Genomic DNA, 18,367 nt, shown 5'->3' on the forward strand with positions numbered 1-18,367 from the left:
CAGCGTTTTGAACGCTGACAGGGTTTACTCTGAAAAGATTTAGAATTTATTCTACATCCTCCCAACTCAATTGTTCATCATTTGCAATAACCCGAGTTGCTTTTTTACCTATTAGTGACTCAAAATGTTCCGCCAAAATCTTTCCCGTTCCTGGGCGTTTTACCCAAATATTTTCTTTGGTAAAAATTTCGCCTTCTTTGATATCCGCTATAGCGCAAACGGTCGCGAAAGCAAAGTCAATGGTCACTTGTTCTTCTCGAGCAGGTGCTTTAACACCGCCTCGCATTTGCCAAATCTCATTCGAACTACCTATCAATTCTTTGGTAGTGGACTCATCCATACTGCACACAATATCGGGTCCGGTGCGCTGCATATGATCCGTAAAATGGCGTTCCAAAATACTAGCACCCAAGGCGACAGCTCCCAAACAGGCATTATTATTGAGTGTATGATCGCTTAATCCAAATACTTTGTCTGGAAAAACTTCATGCATTTGAGTCATAGCTCCCAATCGCACCAAATGTATGGGGGTTGGATATAAATTGGTGGTATGCAACAAAGCCACTGGCACTTCATGACGGTCAAAAATAGCCACCGCTTTGCGAATGCTTTCTATGGTATTCATTCCGGTACTCAAAATAACCGGTTTGCCAAAAGAAGCAATGTGCTCTAGAAGCGGATAATTATTGCACTCTCCTGATCCAATTTTATAAGCGGGTACATCAAACTTTTTCAATCGTTCGGCTGCAGCTCGAGAGAAGGGTGTAGAAATAAAAATCATCCCTTTACGCTCCACGTAGTTTTTTAATTCTAATTCATCTGCTTCATTCAACGAACAACGTTTCATAATTTCATAAATGGAAACATCGGCATTCCCTGGAATTACGTTCTTAGCCGCTCCTGCCATTTCATCTTCAACAATATGGGTCTGGTGTTTCACTACTTCCACGCCTGCACGTTGGGCGGCATCCACCATCGCTTTGGCTACTTCCAAAGAACCTTCATGGTTAATACCAATTTCGGCTATGACCAAGGGTGGAAAATCAATTCCAATTTTTCTGCCTGCTATTTCTATGTAAGGATTCATTATTTCTGTTATCGGTTATCAGTTTTCTGTTGTCGGTTTTCAGTTGTCGGTTATCAGTTGTCGGTTATCTGTTTTGGGTTTCGGTTTGGTTGTTCTTTATTGGATAGTCTATTTTCTATCGACTATTTTCTCTTTCCCCATCAAATACGCTGCATAGTCAAAATCGGCTTGGGTATCAATATCTACTTCCGAAAAAGGATTATCAACTACAAATGGAAAAGAATGCTCTCCCATAATTTTCCCTTGCCGAATCAAATCCGATTGTAAGATATACAACAATCCGTTTTCGAAATACAAAGGTTCTAAGTCTTGACTCCGTTGTCCCAATTCATAATTATAAGGTACAAATTGATTATCGATAATTTTTCCTAATTTTTGATGGTTTCTACTTACAGTAAATAGGCTTTGGTAATTTCCTTCGAAATAAAGCTGCAGCGCATCAGGTAATAAAGCATCAGGGCGCAACGGATTGGTGGGTTGTAATAAAACAACATCTTGTACCGTATCGGGTAAGTTATCCAACACATGTTGTAAAGCTGAAATGGTGGTAGCGTGATCCCCCGATAAAGCTTCGGGACGATCGATTACTTGAGCGCCATACTCAAGGGCTACTTGTTTAATCCCTTTGTCATTGGTACTGACAAAAATTCCATCAATAAGATCTGGAAATTGTTGTGCATACCGAATACTATGCACCAACAAAGGCAAGCCATTGAGGACTTTGATGTTTTTATCTTTTAAGCGTTTCGATCCGCCTCGAGCGGGTATAATAGCAATGGTTTTCAAATGCACTATTTTTGGCGGTCAAAGATAAGAAAAGCAAACTTTAACTTTATCAAAGTTCAAAACTTTGACAAAGTTTAGCGTTTCAAAAACTCCGATAATCCACATACTGTAATATTTGGAGCTATTTCATAGGAAACTGGTGCTGGGATAATAACAAACGTTTGTTGGGGTTGTACTACTTCTAGCGCACGATAAAATCCTTTGGTTAAGTTAGGTACAGTAGAAGCCTTACATTCAATAGCAAGACGTTGCATCCCTTTTTCTAAAACCAAATCTAACTCATCTCCCGTTGCGGTACGATAAAAATAACAATCCCAATCTGGATAATTCACTAGTATATTTTCGATCACTACTGCTTCCCAAGAAGCGCCAAAAATAGGATGGCCCAGCAGTGCATTAAAATCTGAAATGGCAAGTAATTGATGTAATAATCCTGAATCACGAACAAAAACCTTTGGGGCTTTCACCAAGCGTTTTTTTACATTTACTTCATACGGAGGAAGCGTCCTCAATATAAAGGTATGCTCCAACAAGTCGACATAACGACGAATGGTAGGATGGGTCAAGCCTAAAGATTCTCCTAATTTGGAATAATTAATCAATTGCCCTTGGTGATGCGCGCACATCATTAAAAAGCGCCGCAACTGTAAGGCTGGAATTTGAAAACCCAACTGCGGAATATCGCGCTCTACAAACGTTTTAATAAAATTATCCCGCCAAATCCCACTAAAATCATCGCTATCCGCTAAATAACTATCTGGAAAACCACCACGTAACCAAAACTTTTTGAGGTCAAAATCTTGTAAATCATCCAATTCGTTGAGGGTAAAAGGCGATAAATATACCATTCCAATTCTGCCTGCTAAACTCTCTGAAGTATGTTGAATCAAATCCCGAGAAGCAGAACCCAACAACACAAACTTTCCATTTTGACGATTTTGATCTACCACGCTTCGCAAGACCGAAAACAATTGTGGAACCAACTGAATTTCATCCAAACAGATAATTTTATCAGCATTGGATGCAAAGAAAAAGGTCGGCTGATCGAGTTTCCCCAAATCAGCATCATATTGCAAATCCAAAAACAACGAAGCCCCCCAATGTTGAGACAAGTTTTTAACCAACGTAGATTTACCACATTGTCTAGGCCCTAAAACAGCAACAACTGGAAATATTTTAAGATACTGTTGAATAGTAGCTTCTATCTTTCTTTGGATAAAATCACGCATATTGTAAATTACATTTTCAATTTGCACAAATTTAATCAAAAAAACTATCTAAAAAACAAGAATAACAGTCGAAAAAGACAAATTTAAAGAATAAAACAACTTTTTATCGAAACAAAAACAATAACTAATGCTTTAATTACCAATGCATTAAATATTAAAAAACAAAAAATCATGCAAATTGAAAATATTACTTTCAATTTGCATGATTTTTATTGAAAACCCATCAAGAATTAATAAGAAGCAGCCTCTTCCTTTGTCAATCCTTTATACCTCAAAAATAATCTCCAAATTGATTTTCTGAATAATATCTTCGAAAATATTTTAATTTTAAACCAGTTCATAAAAGCATTTGATTCTATGTTTGTCAATAGAGGAACTTTATCATAAGTCACATTATTTTCTTTTAAATCTTCAACTGATTTTAACATCCAGTCTTCGAGTGTATTCCCCATATGAAAAGCATAATTATCAGCTGTAGACAAACGCCAATAACCTTGAAAAGCAATAGGCTTGTCAAGGATTTCGGTCTCGCTATCTCCTCCTAACTTATAATCAATTCGACTCAAATCTTGCTTACTAAAAATTATGGAACGATAAGTACTAACGAAATGTCCTCCTCCAATCAAAGCAAAAAAATCGTTATTCCCAATTGTTAAACATTTCGACAAATGACTTTCATTAAACAAGTTGGGATCTGAAATACTCTTAGCAAAACACATCATGGCTTCAGGATTTTTTACTTCTCGAAAAGATAAGGATTTTGAAAAAAAAGTTTCAAAAATAATGTTTGATGTATAATACCGAATCAATCTTGAATTAGGACAAGGAGAAACTGAACCTGCTCTTGGAAATGAATCAAATACTTGATAAGTTTCTTTTTGCCAACCTGCTAAAAAAAACACATCCGAATCCGAAATAGTGACTAATTCAAACGCATGACCTGCTAATCCCTTTAGAACAGCATTCATCTTCCCAATATTCTCGATATGAATTAATTCCTGAATTTTATTTTCTTTGAAAAGCAAATCAAGATAATCTACTACAATCGTATCACTTCCATTATTGACAATCGTAACGTATGTTTTACTGTGGATTGTTTTAAATAATGATTCCAAACACAATTTCAAAATCGCAAAACTGTCCTTAAAATAACCTTCTTGATTGGGGATGTAAACTGGAATAACAACCTGATGAAAAAAATCATTAGGCGCTTGTTTTTTATCTTTTTGTGGATTGAAGCCTATTCGCATTGTTTATTTTTCTTCAAATTTGATACTTTGTATCCTTTTATAGTATTCTTTAGCTGGGTTATACTTCCTGAACGCAATACTATTTTGGCGCCTTCAATGACTCCCAAATACAATTGTTGTTTTACCACCGCTCTAGAAAAATGTTTTCTAAAAAAATAAAAATATAGTTTTTGTTTCTCTAACCCTACATCCAATGTTTTACCTTTGTCCCTTTGTCCACCTGACGGAGCATGTAAATGCTCAACTAATATCTTTGGTTCAAAATAAATATTCGCACCAGCCTGCAACAAGCGCATCCCGTAATCCCAATCGTCACCCCAAATGGTAAAGTGCTCGTCAAAATAAAAACCAGCTTCTTTAAATACCTCTTTTTTGACAATATTGAGACCTGAGCACACTTGCAAACGAAACCGCCCTTTCGAAAAATTATGCGGTTTAGCAATAGTATCTAAAACCGTGTGATATTGAAACTCCTTTTCTGCCATTCCTTCAAATTGAATCCCAGGAATCAGCACATCAATAACATTAGATTGCAAGGTGGCTACAATTTGTTCAAAAGCTTGACTTGGTATGCGCAAATCATCGTCCAAAAAAAACAACCAATCTTCCTCTTTGTAAAAAGCTAAAGCCTGATTTCTAGAATGATTCACCGAATGAGACCGATCATTTTTAACTAAAGTGTATGGATAGTTCAATTGCAGCTTTTCAAGATTAGTGGTATAATCTTCAACACTTTGATCCACGATAACCACCTGAGAGATATAAGGAGCAAAAACGTTCAAATCCAACAACAGATTGGAAAGAAAATCAATACGATCTCGAGTAGGAATGACTAAAAAGAAATTTTTCATTTCTTATATAATTTGGAATGAATTAAATGAACACTAGAAAATAAATGTGTTTTTTTTAAGAACAGTATAAGCAAAGTTCGAAAGGTCCCAATTAGAAAGCCAATTGTTTTTCCGCCCCCTAATTGTTTAGCATAATGCGCCACTAAACCACCATAATGTTTAAAACTAGGAATATTCCAAAAAGCCATTTCTAATTTTTTTAAAATAATGGCTTTTTGAGATAGCGTAAATCTTGACGAATACTCTTCAAACAACACTTTACAGAATTCAAAGGTAGCGCTATTCTTTAGATCATCCAAAGACCCATCACCGGTTAGATTCATCGAAGAGAGTCTAACATACACTAAACTTTCGTTAATGGAATAACAATTGCCAAAATTAGAAAACTCCAAAACCGCCATATCATCTGCATGCCAAGCAATGGGAAAGTTTCTGAAGCCAATATCAAGAACAACGCTTTTCTTAAAAATATATTCGCTTAATGAACTTCTGGTTTGTTTAGAGAACTTTTTTACCAAAAAATCAGTAGATTTTTCAATGACTTTATGAAGATAAATAGTTGTAATTATTTCTCCTTTCTCATCAATGATCTGCGTTGCAAACCGAACCACATTAATTACTTCTTGGTTCATTTTATGCAAATTTTGATAAAACGCCTCCACCACATTCTCCCCCAACACATCATCATCCCCCAAAATCATCAACCAGGGTTCATTATCGGATAAGACTATACAACGCTCCCATTGTTGGGTCAGTGAAGTACCTCCTAAATTGGATTCAAAACGATGGTAAACAAAATTAAATTGCCCTTGAAACCGCTCTAGCAAAGCTGCAGGATCTTCAGGACTAGCATCGTCTCCAATATACACCTTAAAATCTTGGCAGGTTTGCGCCGACAAAGACTGCAAGGTAGCCTCGAAAAAAGTGATTTTATAGTATGGGAGTATTATGGCGAGCATCTATCTAAATCTTTCGTATAGTTCAACAACTTTTTTCTGGTTTAAAAAATAATCTAATTGTCTAGAGATAGTATGATTAATACTTTGAGCATTTCTTAATCTTTCTTCATCTTTCAATGACTCTTCGATATACTGCTGGATTTCTTTTATGTTGTTAGGATCTTTAATTAAAAAACCATTTTTACCATTTTCAATTATCTCTTCTGTAACTCCACCTGGATTGGACTGTATCGGAAAAGCACCCATTACAATCGCTTCTAAAAGGGTATTGGGCATACCATCCGATATACTATTCCCTACATAGATTAATGATTTTCCCATTATTTTCAATAATTCATCATGTGAAAGCCCATGACGGTCAAAAACTGTAAAATTTAGGTTTTGAGAATTAATGTAGTCTATCACTTTTGTATGTGCCCCAAATACCACCACTTCATAATTCTGGATTTTATTTTGAATACCATGTAAGGCCTTTAAAATATTCAATCCTCTACCCAAATGATGTTCGTATCCTTTTACTAGAATTATGTTTCGACTTGCTACAGGTAATTTGTTGGGCTCTAATTCCTGTATATGATACCCTGTTCCACCTGGAATAACACCCAAATGTTTTCCTTGAAATCCCAACTTTTTCGCTAAATCAAAATCTCGTTTACAATCAGTATGCAAAAAATTAACCCTAGACAATACTTGATTTATTTTTATCAATTGTGATGCAAACTGTTGATAATAATACAAATCACTTCCCCAACAAGAATACAACCATTTAATACACTTGTATTTTTGCATAGTTTTTAAAATAGGATAGGAACATCCTTGCATTTCAAAACTATGAATTAAATCAGGCTGAATTTCATTAATTATATTTTCTAATGCTTCATTTGCAATTACTTCAAGAAAAGGCTGTACTTTTTCATAAACCACTGGAAATTTTTTATTTAAAAAATATTCGCCTTTGATATATTTCACTTTTCTTTTCTTCCAATCTACAAATTGGGTTACCGAATCTAAAGTATCTAGCCGTCCCCGACCTAATACATCAAACCAATACAATTCGTGAGAAGTATCTTTTAGATTTTCAATCCAGCGAATCACATGAACGGAAGGCATAGAAACAAAGAGAATTTTCATAACTACAAAAACTTATATCCCTTATTGAATAATGAATAAAGAATAAACCCAAAAAAGGTTTTCATTATACCTGTAATGTCTAATAATTGCATTTGATATTTCAAAAGACCTTTTAAATAATGCCATTTGTATTCATCCTTTCGAACTAAAGCTTCTCTCAAAAAATACTGATATCTTGCTTTTATATACATTATCAAAATGGTTGGATTGACCAATTGATTATTACATAATATCCGTATATGCTTTTCTCTTGCTTTTATCTCAGATTGTATTTCATCAAAATTAAATTTCCCAATTTCTTTGGACAAAGAATCCTTATGAATCCTATATTTAATCAAGGGTATGTCAATAAAAGCAATTTTAGATTCACAATACAGCATCCGCAAATTAAAATCCCAATCATCTAAATTAGAAAGGTTATCGTCAAATAATTCATTTTGATTATTTAAAAAACTTTTTCTCCATAAAGGTCCAGAAACATAAAAAGTTATTCGACCTACCAAATAATCTTCTATTAACTGATTAGAGTAAATTGTATTTTCCTTTAAAGTTATTTTATTTTCAAAATCATAATGTGCTACTTTACATACACTACAATCAATGGCTTCTTCGAAAGATGCTATTTGTTGTTCAAGCAGCGTTGAATGCATCACATCATCACTGTCAAACCATTTTATAAATTCTCCTTTACTCAACACAAAACCGTAATTACGACAAGAATTGGGTCCCTTTTTCCTATCTTTTGGCCTATAATGATATTGAAAGCGACTATCTTTTTTTACATAATTCCCCACTACCTCATCGGTAGTATCCATACTCCCATCATCCACAATAATACATTCCCAATTCGTGTAAGTTTGTTCCAAAACACTATTAAGCGTTTCACCAATTAAATGCGCTCGATTGTAGGTAGGTATAATAATGGAGATTAATGGCGTCATATCTTACTTATTTAAAGGCATAGATCATTCCTGTAATTGGGCTTAACGCTCTAGAAACAATATTAAAATCACTCTTTATCAAAATTTCTTCAAGAATTTCCGAACCCTTATCATGCCATTCAATCATAAAAACATCTATTTTAATTAACAAGTCCTCTTTTTCTAATTTTTTTAATATTTCATATTCTGCACCCTCACAATCTATTTTTAATACAATTTTTTGGTGAGGATGCCTATCAATAATATCTTTAATTATTTTTTCTATCGATATTATTTGGATTTCAATTTCTTGTGCTTTATCAATAGTTATACTTGGACTTAAATCTAATCGTATTCCACAATTTCCTTTCATTTGTGAGTCATATAGAACTTTTTCAGCTCTTGTAGATCCACCTAAACCAAAATTAAATGATTCAATTTTATTAGAATACTTTTTATTTAAATCGAAATTATAAAGCGCTTGATTAAATGTTGCTACAACTGGTTCAAAAGAATAAATTTTAGTTATATTATCTTTCAATGCAAAAAATAATGAGCTTATTCCAATATTCATCCCAATATCAAAAACTACACAACTTCCATTAGATAAAAAGTTGTAATCTTTTTCAACAAATACCTCTTTTAAAATATAAAATTCTTCAGGGCTTTCCACGTAGAATTTTAAATCATCGAATTCTGCATAAACACCATTTTTATACTCTCTCAAAATAATGTTTGGATATTCCTCTTTGATCAGAGAAAAAAAATTAAAAGACCTATAAACTAAATTGTTATAGTCTTTCCTTATACCTAATTTTTTGATTTCAGCTTGTAATCCTTTTTTCCTCTTTGACTCATTAGAAATTTTATAACCTAATTTTCTAAATAACTTATATAAATACATTTTCATTTTTAAATTGTTTTAAATTATTTAATTTGAGAGAGCATACATAATCTAGATATTCCAACTCCAACCTCATCAATAACCTCTGTTGCATAACGCACTACAGTAATTTTTTTTCTATTTATCTCTTTTTAGTTGTTATAAAACGCCTCCACTACATTCTCCCCCAACACATCGTCATCCCCCAAAATCATCAACCAGGGTTCATTATCAGATAAGGCTATACAGCGCTCCCATTGTTGGGTCAAAGACACACCTCCCAAATTGAATTCAAAACGGTGGTAGACAAAATCAAATTGCCCTTGAAAATGTTCCAACAATTCCGTTGGTTTTTCGGGACTCGCATCATCGCCAATATACACTTTAAAATCTTGACAGGTTTGCGCCGCCAAGGACTGTAAGGTAGCCTCGAAGAAAGTAAGTTTGTAATATGGGATGATGATGGCGAGCATAACAGCTATTTAAGACAACAAAAATTCTTCTAACGAAATGGCGTTGATACCACCATAAGTATTTCCCGAAAAAGCATCAAAAGTGATCACTGTTTTGGGGTAATTATCTTTTATTGCGGCCAAATTCCCGAACTCTCTTTCAATGGTCTTGGGGGCATTCAATGTTAATGCCACTTGAAAATAATGAGTTTCCCCCCCTTTTTGAGCAATAAAATCAATTTCTAGCTGATCTAATTTCCCAACACTAACCTTATATCCTTTGAACAGTAAATGATTATAAACGGCATTTTCTAATAGCTTCCCTCGGTCTTCTAATCGATAGCCACAAATTCCGTTTCGAATGCCTAAATTCTCAAAATAGTATTTATCTCCAAACTCAAAAACGCGTTTCCCAATCAGATCATAGCGCACCACTTTGTGTATCAAAAAAGCATTGGTCAAATACGAAATATAGGTTTGTACTTGCTTTGGCAACATTTTTACCTGTTGTGATTTCAAAAAATCGCTTATTTTTTTGGATGAAAAAATACTGCCCGTATTCCCAGCCAAAAACAAAACTAATTGTTCTAAAAAGGGAGTATTTCGTACTGCAAATCGATTAATGATGTCTCGATATACAATAGTAGCATATATATTCTTGAGATATTCAAAGACAATATTTTCCTCTAAGGGCAAGTGTTTCAAATAGGGTAAGCCTCCGTATTTTATATACTTATCCAAATTCTGGGAATTGGATTCTAAATGATGAAAATCTAAAAATTCGGTATAGGAAAGACTATAAACCACTATTTCGATATAACGACCGCTCAAATACCCCGCAATATCACCTGACAATAAATTGGCATTACTCCCTGTGCAATACAAATCCAAATAGGGATGTAAAAGCAAAGAACGCAAAGCGGATCCAAAATTTTCTATATCCTGAATTTCGTCAATAAAAACAGCAGTTTTCCCTGTTTTCGACTTGTTTTCAACAACATAACGATGCAAATCTTCGGCTGTTTTTAGAAACGAAAATGCCAAATCTTCTTTATTGATATACAAAATTTGAGCCGTAGCACTTTTTTCAATTTCTTGCATAATCTGAAAAAGTAAATAACTCTTTCCAACGCGTCTTTGCCCAGTAAGCACTTTTATTATATTTTGTCCAACAAACGGCCTAACCCTATCTATATAATGGTTTCGAGCTTGTATTTGTTCGGGATATAGAATTGCTGTCATGGTGATTGTATCTATTCATCAAGTACAAAAATACAATAAGTTTTCGATATATCGATAACTTTTTATATTTACAACAAAAGTTATCGATATGCGATAAAGTTTTATTTTTTTTACATAAAATTTTCGTTATAGCAACAACTTTTAGCAAGACTATACTACCAATTGTATTTTTAAAATGGTTATTGCCGATAGATAATCATCCCCAATATACATTTCCAATTGCTGACGGCTTTGATTGGCAAATGATTGTAATGCAGCCTCGAAGAAGGTAAGTTTGCAGTATGGGATGATGGTGGCGAGCATAAATAGGATTCTAAAAAAAGGGTTCTTAATTCTTTGACAATAATCTTTTAAAAAATCTAACCAAATTAGCAATTTTACTCTGAGTTTTAAAAAGCTTCCATCTCCTTTCAGGGTGTAACTGCCAAAATATAGTTCTATATAATGACTCTCTCAAAGATTCCATTTCGTTCAAATTTGATTTTCTATTTGCAAATGTAGCTTGGTCAGGATGTAAGCGAAAAAAAATCAACTTCTCATTTACAAACCCAATGTCATAAAATTTCATCAATCGATACCAATATTCAAAATCTAAAGATTGTTTTAGCTTTATATTAAAATATCCTATTTTCTCAAAACATTCCTTTTTAATCAAAACAGCAGTCGGCTCCCCTATTTTATTTAAAGGATTTTTCATCAAATTAATATTTTTCAAATATGTTGTCCCTTTTGTAATGCCTTCTTCAACCTCAAACTCAAACCAGCTTTTATGAAGTATTGCATAATTATTTATCCATGAAATATGATCACGATTATTTGCATCATAAATAATGTTCCTCTTGCAATAAACCATTCCGATTTTCGGATCTGATTCTATTAGATTAATCATTTTTTCTACACAATCAATTGCTAAAACATCATCTTGAAAAAGAAACTTAATATAAGTTCCTTTTGACTTTTTAACACAATGATTCCAATTTTCACCAATCCCTTTTGGTTCGTGATTATAAATATAAAAAGGTACGGTACAATCTTTTAGAACATCTTTGATAATAATCAATGTCTCGTCATTAGAATTATCGTCTGATATTATAATTTCAATATTTTTATATGTTTGTTCTACGGCAGATTGTAACGCTTCTTTAATAAACTTACCCCCATTATAGGTAGGAATGCATATTGAAACTAAAGGATTACTGTTTATCATTTTAAATAATTTCATCATTAATATTAAAAAGTCTGATTCCCAAAAATTTCTTTGTGAAAAGATTAATTACAAATTTTTCGCTTTTTAAATTATTAACGTATCTTCTTTCGTTCTTTTTATACAACGAATAAACATCTCTGTAAGATTTCTGATACTGTTTACTATATTTTTTAAAGATATAATCTTTGTTTAGTTGTTCCATCGTATCAGTAAAGGATCTAATCATTGAATTGCTAGTCACTCTATACTTAAAAGTGATTTTATCTAAATATTTAAATTGTACTCCAATACTACCAAAAGCAATCCATAATTCCCAGTCTTCATGACCTTGATATGGCATATTCTCATCATAGCCTCCAACCTCAACCCAATTTTTTTTTCTATAAATTGCACAAGCATCTATATAATTTCCAATGAGCATCTTAGTCAAATCAAATTCATTAACCTTCCATAATCCTGATTTTTCTCCAAAATATTCTGCATCACCATGGACCACACCAATTTTAATATTATTTTCTAAAATTGATACCGCTTCATTTGCAAAATCTTTCGCTACTAAATTATCAGAATCCAATGGTAAAATATACTTCCCTTTTGCTCTTGAAATGCCAAAATTTCTAGTCTTACCTAAACCCTCATTTTGCTTTGAAAAATAGTTAAACCTGTTATCACGATTTATCCATTTTAAAGCAATCTCTTCAGTTAAATCAATTGAACCATCATTTATGATTATAGCTTCCCACTCTTGAAAATCTTGGTGTAAAACAGACTCCAAAGTGCTTTCTAAAGTTGCTTCAGAATTGAAACAAGGAATAATTATGGATAAAATTGGGATCATAATTTATTTTTTTCTTGCAACAACAACATAATTTATTGTATTTATAGAATTGAAATCTTTTGCATCCAAATAACTAAAAATTCTATTTACCAAAATATAAATTCTCAATTTACGAAACAGATATTTGATTCCTCTGGCAATTGAATTTGCATTGGTGTTATTAAACCCAAAAGTGTGATTTATCATTTGACCAAGAGTCGCCCATGCTCCACCATTTGGAGTAATTTCAATTATTTCGAATCCAGATTTTTCTAAAATATATTTTAGCCCATATTTTGTGAATCTAAAAAAATCATAGGGCTCTTCATGCAAATGCCAATAAAAAGGACCTGATAAAATAAAACACCCATCATTCTTCAACAATCTAAAGGCCTCATGAATCATTCCTTGATAATCTTCTATGTGTTCTATAGCCTGTGTAGAAATAATCGTTTCAAAACTATTGCTTTGAAGAGGTATATTATTGGCCTCGCATAAAACATCAACTTTATTTAAACTTGACTGTACAATATCACAACCCATATAGGCCGAGATTTTCCCTTTAAACCAAATCTCATAAGGCTTATTGCCACAACCAATATCTAACAATTTACCTTTAGCATAATTCTGTATGGCTATCTTTAATTCTTTATGAAAAGATAAGTAAACTAAATAATCTCTATTTGAAATATTTATTTTTTCTACATTTTCTAATCGAATAAGATTTGCTTCTCTTGTCATTTCAATTTTGCTTTTACTCGTCTTAAATAATATTTCAACAGTTTAGTCGGACTATTTACTAATTTCTCTAATCCTTCGACTTTTGCGCACTTGTATTTATACAATTCTGGATGTACATACGAGTTTTGGTTCTGACTTTTTTCTTTTGTCATTAAGTCATAAGTTGGGTTATTTATTTCTGTTTCTTTAATAAAAATCAAAATATTTTGCCTGTACCACCAGCTAATTTTGCTATTATTCCAAATTTTATGTCTTAAAAAATCAACACACTGATAACCATTTTGAGAAAAAAGATCAATCCAATAGTCATTGTATTGTTCATTATAATGTAAAGTTCCTTCTTGGCCAGGAATAGCAGCCGAAAACAAGATAACATCACCATGCAAACACATTGATTCAATAAATATTTCAGCATTTTCCGGCAAAATATGCTCAGCAACTTCTAATGATATAACCAAATCAAATTTTGTCTGTAAATTGTATTCTAAATTTAAATTATAGGGTTTAAACTTGTTGCTTCCTATAACCAAATCTTTGACTGCAATATAATCGCCATCAATTCCGAAAATATCACATTGATTTTCTTCAAATATTTTCAACCAAGTTCCTAGTCCACAACCAATATCTAAAACCTTTTTTGGCTTAAAGTAAGACAAAAATAGTGGCACTACCTCATTAGCAGAATCTATTGAGTTTTGAAAGTGTATAGCATGAAAATCATCTTTATAATCTTTTGGAGTCATAATTTTAGAATTTTCTTCCTTGTTTTGTGTTCTTTATATAACATACCCCATTTGTTGTCTGGGAAATTCTTAAAGGCAAATTATTTTGTGACAAATAATCATGAATCGCTCTTGAACAGCCATCCCAAGCATAGTAATCATCAATTATGATTATACCATTTTCAGCAACTAAAGGGTATAAATTTACTAAACAGACCATTGTAGAATCATACCAATCACCATCGAGACGCAAAATAGCAATAGGTTCATTAATATTCGCTATAGGCAAAGTTTGATCAAACCAACCTCTAACAATACTATGATCTTTTGAATTGGCTAATTTCATTGCTTTTTCTGCAAAAGAAATTTCTGCTTTGCAATTATCTAAGCCCACTCCATTATTTGATTCCTGCCATACTTTTGCTGCATCTCCATCATTTTCTTTCACGCTGGGTAATCCTTCAAAACTATCAAACAAAATACATTTTCTTTTTAGTTTTGAATAATCGTAAATTCCTGCGATCATTCCTCCTCTCCAAACACCACACTCCACGACACAACCATCTATTGAATTGATGCTATCACATAACAATACATTATCAATAAAGATTAAAGATGGTATCATCGTATAGTCTTTATACTTATTGTAAACATTTTTCGCCTTTTGCTCTTTTAAGGCTAACTTTAATTTGCTTACAATTGTTTTTATTATTTTTTTCATTCTTATCAATAATCAGTGGTCCATTTACCATCATCTATATATTGGCAAACATTATTTTGCCAACCCCATTCTGGTTCTTTTTGATTAATCATCTCTACTTCAAAACCACAACAGTCAAATTCTTGAAATTTCTCTCTTGTTTTTGAATTTGCTAAATGAATCTTAAGATAATAGTTCCCTTTATAAAGTCTGAGGTTATCAAACTCATAATTTATTTTGTTAATCCCTTTTTTTCTACAAATTGGGGAATCATTATCAAAAACATAAGCAAATAAAACTGCTTTATTTAGATTGTCAATAACTTGAAAAGAAAGAGACAAATTTTCGTAATTTTCCTTAGGCATTAATATCTCGAAATTAATCATTAAAGATTTTCCGTTTGCTTGCAATGTTCCCCCTTCAGAAGTAACTACTTCTACTTTAGTTACCGAGGGCATACCAATAACTTCCTTTTGAACAAAAACCTTATCATCTTGATCCATAGAAGAATATATTGATATTGCTTTATTAGTTTCTTCAATGGCAAAAATATTACCATTTTTTAAAACAATAGTTCTTGTAGCAAGAGTGCTTATTGCACTTAAATCATGACTCACAAACAAGACCGTTCTTCCTTCGCCTTTCGAGATATCTTGCATCTTCCCAATAGCTTTTTTCTGAAACTCGGCATCCCCTACCGCTAAGACCTCATCTATCACCAATATTTCAGGTTCTAGGAATGCGGCTACGGCAAAGGCCAAACGCACGGTCATTCCGCTACTATATCTTTTAACAGGAGTATCTATATAACGTTCACAACCTGAGAAAGCTATAATTGCATCTAACTTCTCGGTGATTTCTTTTTTGGTCATGCCTAAAATGGCACCGTTTAAATAGACATTTTCGCGTCCGGTGAGTTCTCCATTAAATCCAGTGCCTACTTCCAATAAAGAGGCAATACGTCCTCGCGATTTGATACTCCCCGTGGTGGGTGCGGTGACTTTGGATAAAATCTTCAATAAAGTCGACTTCCCAGCGCCATTCTTTCCAATGATGCCCAACACTTCGCCACGTTGTACCTCAAAATTGATGTCTTGCAAGGCCCAAACATAATCGGAAGTCCCTTTCGTACTGCGGTCGTTGGTTTCGCCTATCTTCAAATACGGATCTTCTTTCCCTCGTATTCTATGCCACCAACGGTTCAAATCGTGACTGAGCGTACCGGTTCCAACAGTACCCAAGCGGTATTGTTTGGAGATGTTTTCGGCTTTTAAAATAATATCTTTACACATTTATTATCGAACTATAAATCAACTGAGTACTAAAAACTGACTACTGAACACTTCCTACACCGTATCAATAAAACGCTTCTCGGTTCGATTAAAAACCAAAAGACCTGCAAAGAAAACAAACATCGTTACGACAAAAGTAAAAAGGAGTCCGTTTACAGACAAGGTTCCCACATTTAATAACATAAAGCGTGACGTTTCGATGATATAAGCCAAAGGATTATAATGAACGAGCCATCCGTACTTAGGCAGTTTGTCTTCAATCAATGACAGAGGATACATCACTGCCGACAAATACATCAACAGTTGCACACCAAAACCTATGAGATGGCTAAAATCGCGGTATTTAGTAACCAATGAAGAGATAAGCATACCTAACCCTAAGCCCAAAAGACCCATAATAGTAATAAGCAACGGAAGAAAAACAACCGACCAATGAAGGGCTACGGCAGCACCTTGAAAATAAAAGAAAGTATAAAAAGCAAAGAAAATACCAAACTGAATCCCCAATTTGATCAAATTAGAAATCACAATCGAAAGCGGCGTAATAATTCTTGGAAAATACACTTTCCCAAAAATACTAGCATTCGCTCGAAACGTATCCGAAGTCCCCGTTAGACAGGCCGTAAAGTAATTCCAAACGGTAATCCCCGCCATATTGAATAAAAAAGGTGGTACCGTTCCAGTTTGTATACCTGCAACCGAATTAAAAATAATGGTAAAAGTGATCGCCGTAAATAAAGGCTGTATCAAATACCAAAGGGGGCCCAAAATGGTTTGCTTATATACCGTAACGATGTCCCGTTTAACAAAAAGCAACAACAAATCACGATAGTGCCATACTTCTTTGAGAGGAAACGAAAAAAAAGAATTTTTGGGTGTTATTTCAAACAACCAATCGTCGTTTTGAGTAGGTATGGTATTCATGGATATTAATAAGCTAGAGCCAAAAAGAATGGCACTCTAAATTGTTTGGACAAAGATAACATTAATCTTGCATAACAAACAACAACAAGCCTCAATGAAAACAGACAACACTTGATAGAAAACAACCATAGTTTTAGTTTTTTAACCGTCCCAATATCAAAACCAATTTGCGACTCGAGCGATAGCGAACAGACGAAGTAATTCGCGACCATTCAACCCACAAACTTTTCAAAAACAATTCGTGCATTCGTGGCCATTCCCCCCACAATCTTTTCAAAAAAAAATTTGCGAATTTGCGGTTATTCCCCCACAATCTTTTCAAAAATAATTCGCGAATTTGCGGTCATTCTCCCCACAAACTTTTCAAAAATAATTTGCGAATTTGCGGTCATTCTCCCCACAATCTTTTCAAAAAACAATTCGTGCATTCGTGGCCATTCTCCCCATAAACTTTTCAAAAACAATTCGTGCATTCGTGGCAATTCCCCACACAATCTTTCAAAAAGAATTCGTGCATTCGTGGCCATTCCCTCCACAAACTTTTCAAAAATAATTTGCGAATTTGCGGTCATTCTCCCCACAAACTTTTCAAAAACAATTCATGCATTCGTGGCCATTCCCCCCACAATCTTTTCAAAAATAATACCTATAACTTATAAAACAGTCCATTTTGTCAGTTCGAGCGCAGTCGAGAACCCTCGTTAAATCTCGACTGCGCTCGATATGACAAAAATACAATTGGACTATATTGAAATGGTGTTTCCTATAATTCATGACTCGAGCGATAGAACAGACGAAGTAATTTGCGGTCATCCGTACTAAACAACAAAACCCTTTCAGAGTCAAAAACTCAGAAAGGGTTAAAAAATATAATCAATCAGCATCTCACAAAGCAAACCCGAAAATAGAAAATTCAATAAATTTGCGAAATTGCGGTCATTCTCCCCCACAATCTTTTCAAAACAATTAGCGAATTTGCGGTCATTCTCCCCACAAACTTTTCAAAAACAATTCGTGCATTCGTGGCCATTCTCCCCCACAATCTTTTCAAAAATAATACCTATAACTTATAAAATAGTCCATTTTGTCAGTTCGAGCGCAGTCGAGAACCCTCGTCACATCTCGACTGCGCTCGATATGACAAAAATACAATTGGACTATATTGAAATGGTGT

The 18,367-nt window shown here is 33.6% G+C and carries 20 protein-coding genes; all 20 read right to left on the reverse strand.

All coding sequences use genetic code 11. From position 1 onward, the window contains the following. Positions 1-46: 46 nt before the first annotated feature. Positions 47-1,087 carry an N-acetylneuraminate synthase family protein gene (locus FLB_RS01000; protein WP_064714108.1) on the reverse strand — a complete coding sequence of 347 codons (1,041 nt, stop codon included), beginning with the start codon at positions 1,085-1,087 and terminating at the stop codon, positions 47-49. 108 nt (positions 1,088-1,195) lie between these two features. Beyond that, the gene (locus tag FLB_RS01005; RefSeq protein ID WP_064714109.1) at positions 1,196-1,873 is read right to left on the reverse strand and encodes a cytidylyltransferase domain-containing protein; all 678 of its coding nucleotides are present in this window, start codon (positions 1,871-1,873) and stop codon (positions 1,196-1,198) included. Positions 1,874-1,947: 74 nt separating this feature from the next. Beyond that, positions 1,948-3,102: an ATP-binding protein gene (locus FLB_RS01010; RefSeq protein ID WP_064714126.1), complete on the reverse strand. Its 1,155-nt coding sequence runs from the start codon at positions 3,100-3,102 to the stop codon at positions 1,948-1,950. A gap of 230 nt (positions 3,103-3,332) precedes the next feature. Then, positions 3,333-4,352 (reverse strand): glycosyltransferase family A protein, encoded by a 1,020-nt coding sequence (locus FLB_RS01015; RefSeq protein ID WP_064714110.1) that lies wholly within the window; start codon positions 4,350-4,352, stop codon positions 3,333-3,335. Further along, on the reverse strand, positions 4,343-5,203 hold the full coding sequence (locus tag FLB_RS01020; RefSeq protein WP_064714111.1) for a glycosyltransferase family 2 protein: 861 nt from the start codon (positions 5,201-5,203) through the stop codon (positions 4,343-4,345). The genes FLB_RS01015 and FLB_RS01020 overlap by 10 nt, the downstream gene beginning before the upstream one ends. Further along, positions 5,200-6,162 (reverse strand): glycosyltransferase family 2 protein, encoded by a 963-nt coding sequence (locus FLB_RS01025; RefSeq protein ID WP_064714112.1) that lies wholly within the window; start codon positions 6,160-6,162, stop codon positions 5,200-5,202. The genes FLB_RS01020 and FLB_RS01025 overlap by 4 nt, the downstream gene beginning before the upstream one ends. After that, positions 6,163-7,293, reverse strand: a complete 1,131-nt coding sequence (locus FLB_RS01030; protein ID WP_064714113.1) for a glycosyltransferase — start codon at positions 7,291-7,293, stop codon at positions 6,163-6,165. It lies immediately after the preceding gene. Between the two features lie 2 nt (positions 7,294-7,295). Beyond that, complete coding sequence (locus tag FLB_RS01035; protein ID WP_064714114.1) at positions 7,296-8,234, reverse strand: glycosyltransferase family 2 protein; 939 nt, start codon at positions 8,232-8,234, stop codon at positions 7,296-7,298. Between the two features lie 7 nt (positions 8,235-8,241). Beyond that, complete coding sequence (locus FLB_RS01040; protein WP_064714115.1) at positions 8,242-9,123, reverse strand: FkbM family methyltransferase; 882 nt, start codon at positions 9,121-9,123, stop codon at positions 8,242-8,244. 125 nt (positions 9,124-9,248) lie between these two features. Beyond that, a complete protein-coding gene (locus FLB_RS01045) occupies positions 9,249-9,569 on the reverse strand; it encodes a glycosyltransferase family 2 protein (protein ID WP_082923184.1) in 321 nt (106 codons plus the stop codon). 9 nt (positions 9,570-9,578) lie between these two features. Next, positions 9,579-10,790, reverse strand: a complete 1,212-nt coding sequence (locus FLB_RS01050; RefSeq protein WP_064714116.1) for an ATP-binding protein — start codon at positions 10,788-10,790, stop codon at positions 9,579-9,581. Between the two features lie 150 nt (positions 10,791-10,940). Then, entirely contained in the window at positions 10,941-11,093 is a 153-nt protein-coding gene (locus FLB_RS14205) for a hypothetical protein (protein WP_157490504.1), read from the reverse strand. Positions 11,094-11,118: 25 nt separating this feature from the next. Further along, positions 11,119-12,015 carry a glycosyltransferase gene (locus tag FLB_RS01055; RefSeq protein WP_064714117.1) on the reverse strand — a complete coding sequence of 299 codons (897 nt, stop codon included), beginning with the start codon at positions 12,013-12,015 and terminating at the stop codon, positions 11,119-11,121. Next, on the reverse strand, positions 11,999-12,835 hold the full coding sequence (locus tag FLB_RS01060) for a glycosyltransferase family 2 protein (protein ID WP_064714118.1): 837 nt from the start codon (positions 12,833-12,835) through the stop codon (positions 11,999-12,001). The genes FLB_RS01055 and FLB_RS01060 overlap by 17 nt, the downstream gene beginning before the upstream one ends. A gap of 3 nt (positions 12,836-12,838) precedes the next feature. After that, positions 12,839-13,555, reverse strand: a complete 717-nt coding sequence (locus FLB_RS01065) for a class I SAM-dependent methyltransferase (RefSeq protein ID WP_064714119.1) — start codon at positions 13,553-13,555, stop codon at positions 12,839-12,841. Beyond that, a complete protein-coding gene (locus tag FLB_RS01070; RefSeq protein WP_064714120.1) occupies positions 13,552-14,298 on the reverse strand; it encodes a class I SAM-dependent methyltransferase in 747 nt (248 codons plus the stop codon). Before FLB_RS01070 ends, FLB_RS01065 begins: the two co-directional genes overlap by 4 nt. A gap of 4 nt (positions 14,299-14,302) precedes the next feature. Beyond that, complete coding sequence (locus FLB_RS01075; RefSeq protein ID WP_064714121.1) at positions 14,303-14,998, reverse strand: TylF/MycF/NovP-related O-methyltransferase; 696 nt, start codon at positions 14,996-14,998, stop codon at positions 14,303-14,305. A gap of 5 nt (positions 14,999-15,003) precedes the next feature. After that, positions 15,004-16,269, reverse strand: coding sequence for an ABC transporter ATP-binding protein (locus tag FLB_RS01080; protein ID WP_064714122.1), 1,266 nt, complete (start codon positions 16,267-16,269; stop codon positions 15,004-15,006). Between the two features lie 54 nt (positions 16,270-16,323). After that, complete coding sequence (locus FLB_RS01085) at positions 16,324-17,193, reverse strand: ABC transporter permease (RefSeq protein WP_064714123.1); 870 nt, start codon at positions 17,191-17,193, stop codon at positions 16,324-16,326. Positions 17,194-17,492: 299 nt separating this feature from the next. Next, positions 17,493-17,765 carry a hypothetical protein gene (locus tag FLB_RS01090; protein ID WP_064714124.1) on the reverse strand — a complete coding sequence of 91 codons (273 nt, stop codon included), beginning with the start codon at positions 17,763-17,765 and terminating at the stop codon, positions 17,493-17,495. Positions 17,766-18,367 lie beyond the last annotated feature (602 nt).

This window comes from Flavobacterium succinicans (assembly GCF_001662485.1).
In the GTDB taxonomy this organism is placed as follows: Bacteria; Bacteroidota; Bacteroidia; order Flavobacteriales; family Flavobacteriaceae; genus Flavobacterium; species Flavobacterium succinicans_A.

Excerpts from the sequence above, each read along its gene's own strand:
- FLB_RS01055 (WP_064714117.1), bottom strand. The coding sequence starts at position 12,015 with ATGATGAAATTATTTAAAATGATAAACAGTAATCCTTTAGTTTCAATA.
- FLB_RS01070 (WP_064714120.1), bottom strand. The coding sequence starts at position 14,298 with ATGACTCCAAAAGATTATAAAGATGATTTTCATGCTATACACTTTCAA.
- FLB_RS01075 (WP_064714121.1), bottom strand. The coding sequence starts at position 14,998 with ATGAAAAAAATAATAAAAACAATTGTAAGCAAATTAAAGTTAGCCTTA.
- FLB_RS01000 (WP_064714108.1), bottom strand. The coding sequence starts at position 1,087 with ATGAATCCTTACATAGAAATAGCAGGCAGAAAAATTGGAATTGATTTT.
- FLB_RS14205 (WP_157490504.1), bottom strand. The coding sequence starts at position 11,093 with ATGCTCGCCACCATCATCCCATACTGCAAACTTACCTTCTTCGAGGCT.
- FLB_RS01020 (WP_064714111.1), bottom strand. The coding sequence starts at position 5,203 with ATGAAAAATTTCTTTTTAGTCATTCCTACTCGAGATCGTATTGATTTT.
- FLB_RS01060 (WP_064714118.1), bottom strand. The coding sequence starts at position 12,835 with ATGATCCCAATTTTATCCATAATTATTCCTTGTTTCAATTCTGAAGCA.
- FLB_RS01010 (WP_064714126.1), bottom strand. The coding sequence starts at position 3,102 with ATGCGTGATTTTATCCAAAGAAAGATAGAAGCTACTATTCAACAGTAT.
- FLB_RS01035 (WP_064714114.1), bottom strand. The coding sequence starts at position 8,234 with ATGACGCCATTAATCTCCATTATTATACCTACCTACAATCGAGCGCAT.
- FLB_RS01040 (WP_064714115.1), bottom strand. The coding sequence starts at position 9,123 with ATGAAAATGTATTTATATAAGTTATTTAGAAAATTAGGTTATAAAATT.
- FLB_RS01025 (WP_064714112.1), bottom strand. The coding sequence starts at position 6,162 with ATGCTCGCCATAATACTCCCATACTATAAAATCACTTTTTTCGAGGCT.
- FLB_RS01015 (WP_064714110.1), bottom strand. The coding sequence starts at position 4,352 with ATGCGAATAGGCTTCAATCCACAAAAAGATAAAAAACAAGCGCCTAAT.
- FLB_RS01050 (WP_064714116.1), bottom strand. The coding sequence starts at position 10,790 with ATGACAGCAATTCTATATCCCGAACAAATACAAGCTCGAAACCATTAT.
- FLB_RS01030 (WP_064714113.1), bottom strand. The coding sequence starts at position 7,293 with ATGAAAATTCTCTTTGTTTCTATGCCTTCCGTTCATGTGATTCGCTGG.
- FLB_RS01080 (WP_064714122.1), bottom strand. The coding sequence starts at position 16,269 with ATGTGTAAAGATATTATTTTAAAAGCCGAAAACATCTCCAAACAATAC.
- FLB_RS01065 (WP_064714119.1), bottom strand. The coding sequence starts at position 13,555 with ATGACAAGAGAAGCAAATCTTATTCGATTAGAAAATGTAGAAAAAATA.
- FLB_RS01045 (WP_082923184.1), bottom strand. The coding sequence starts at position 9,569 with ATGCTCGCCATCATCATCCCATATTACAAACTTACTTTCTTCGAGGCT.
- FLB_RS01090 (WP_064714124.1), bottom strand. The coding sequence starts at position 17,765 with ATGACCGCAAATTCGCAAATTATTTTTGAAAAGTTTGTGGAGGGAATG.
- FLB_RS01085 (WP_064714123.1), bottom strand. The coding sequence starts at position 17,193 with ATGAATACCATACCTACTCAAAACGACGATTGGTTGTTTGAAATAACA.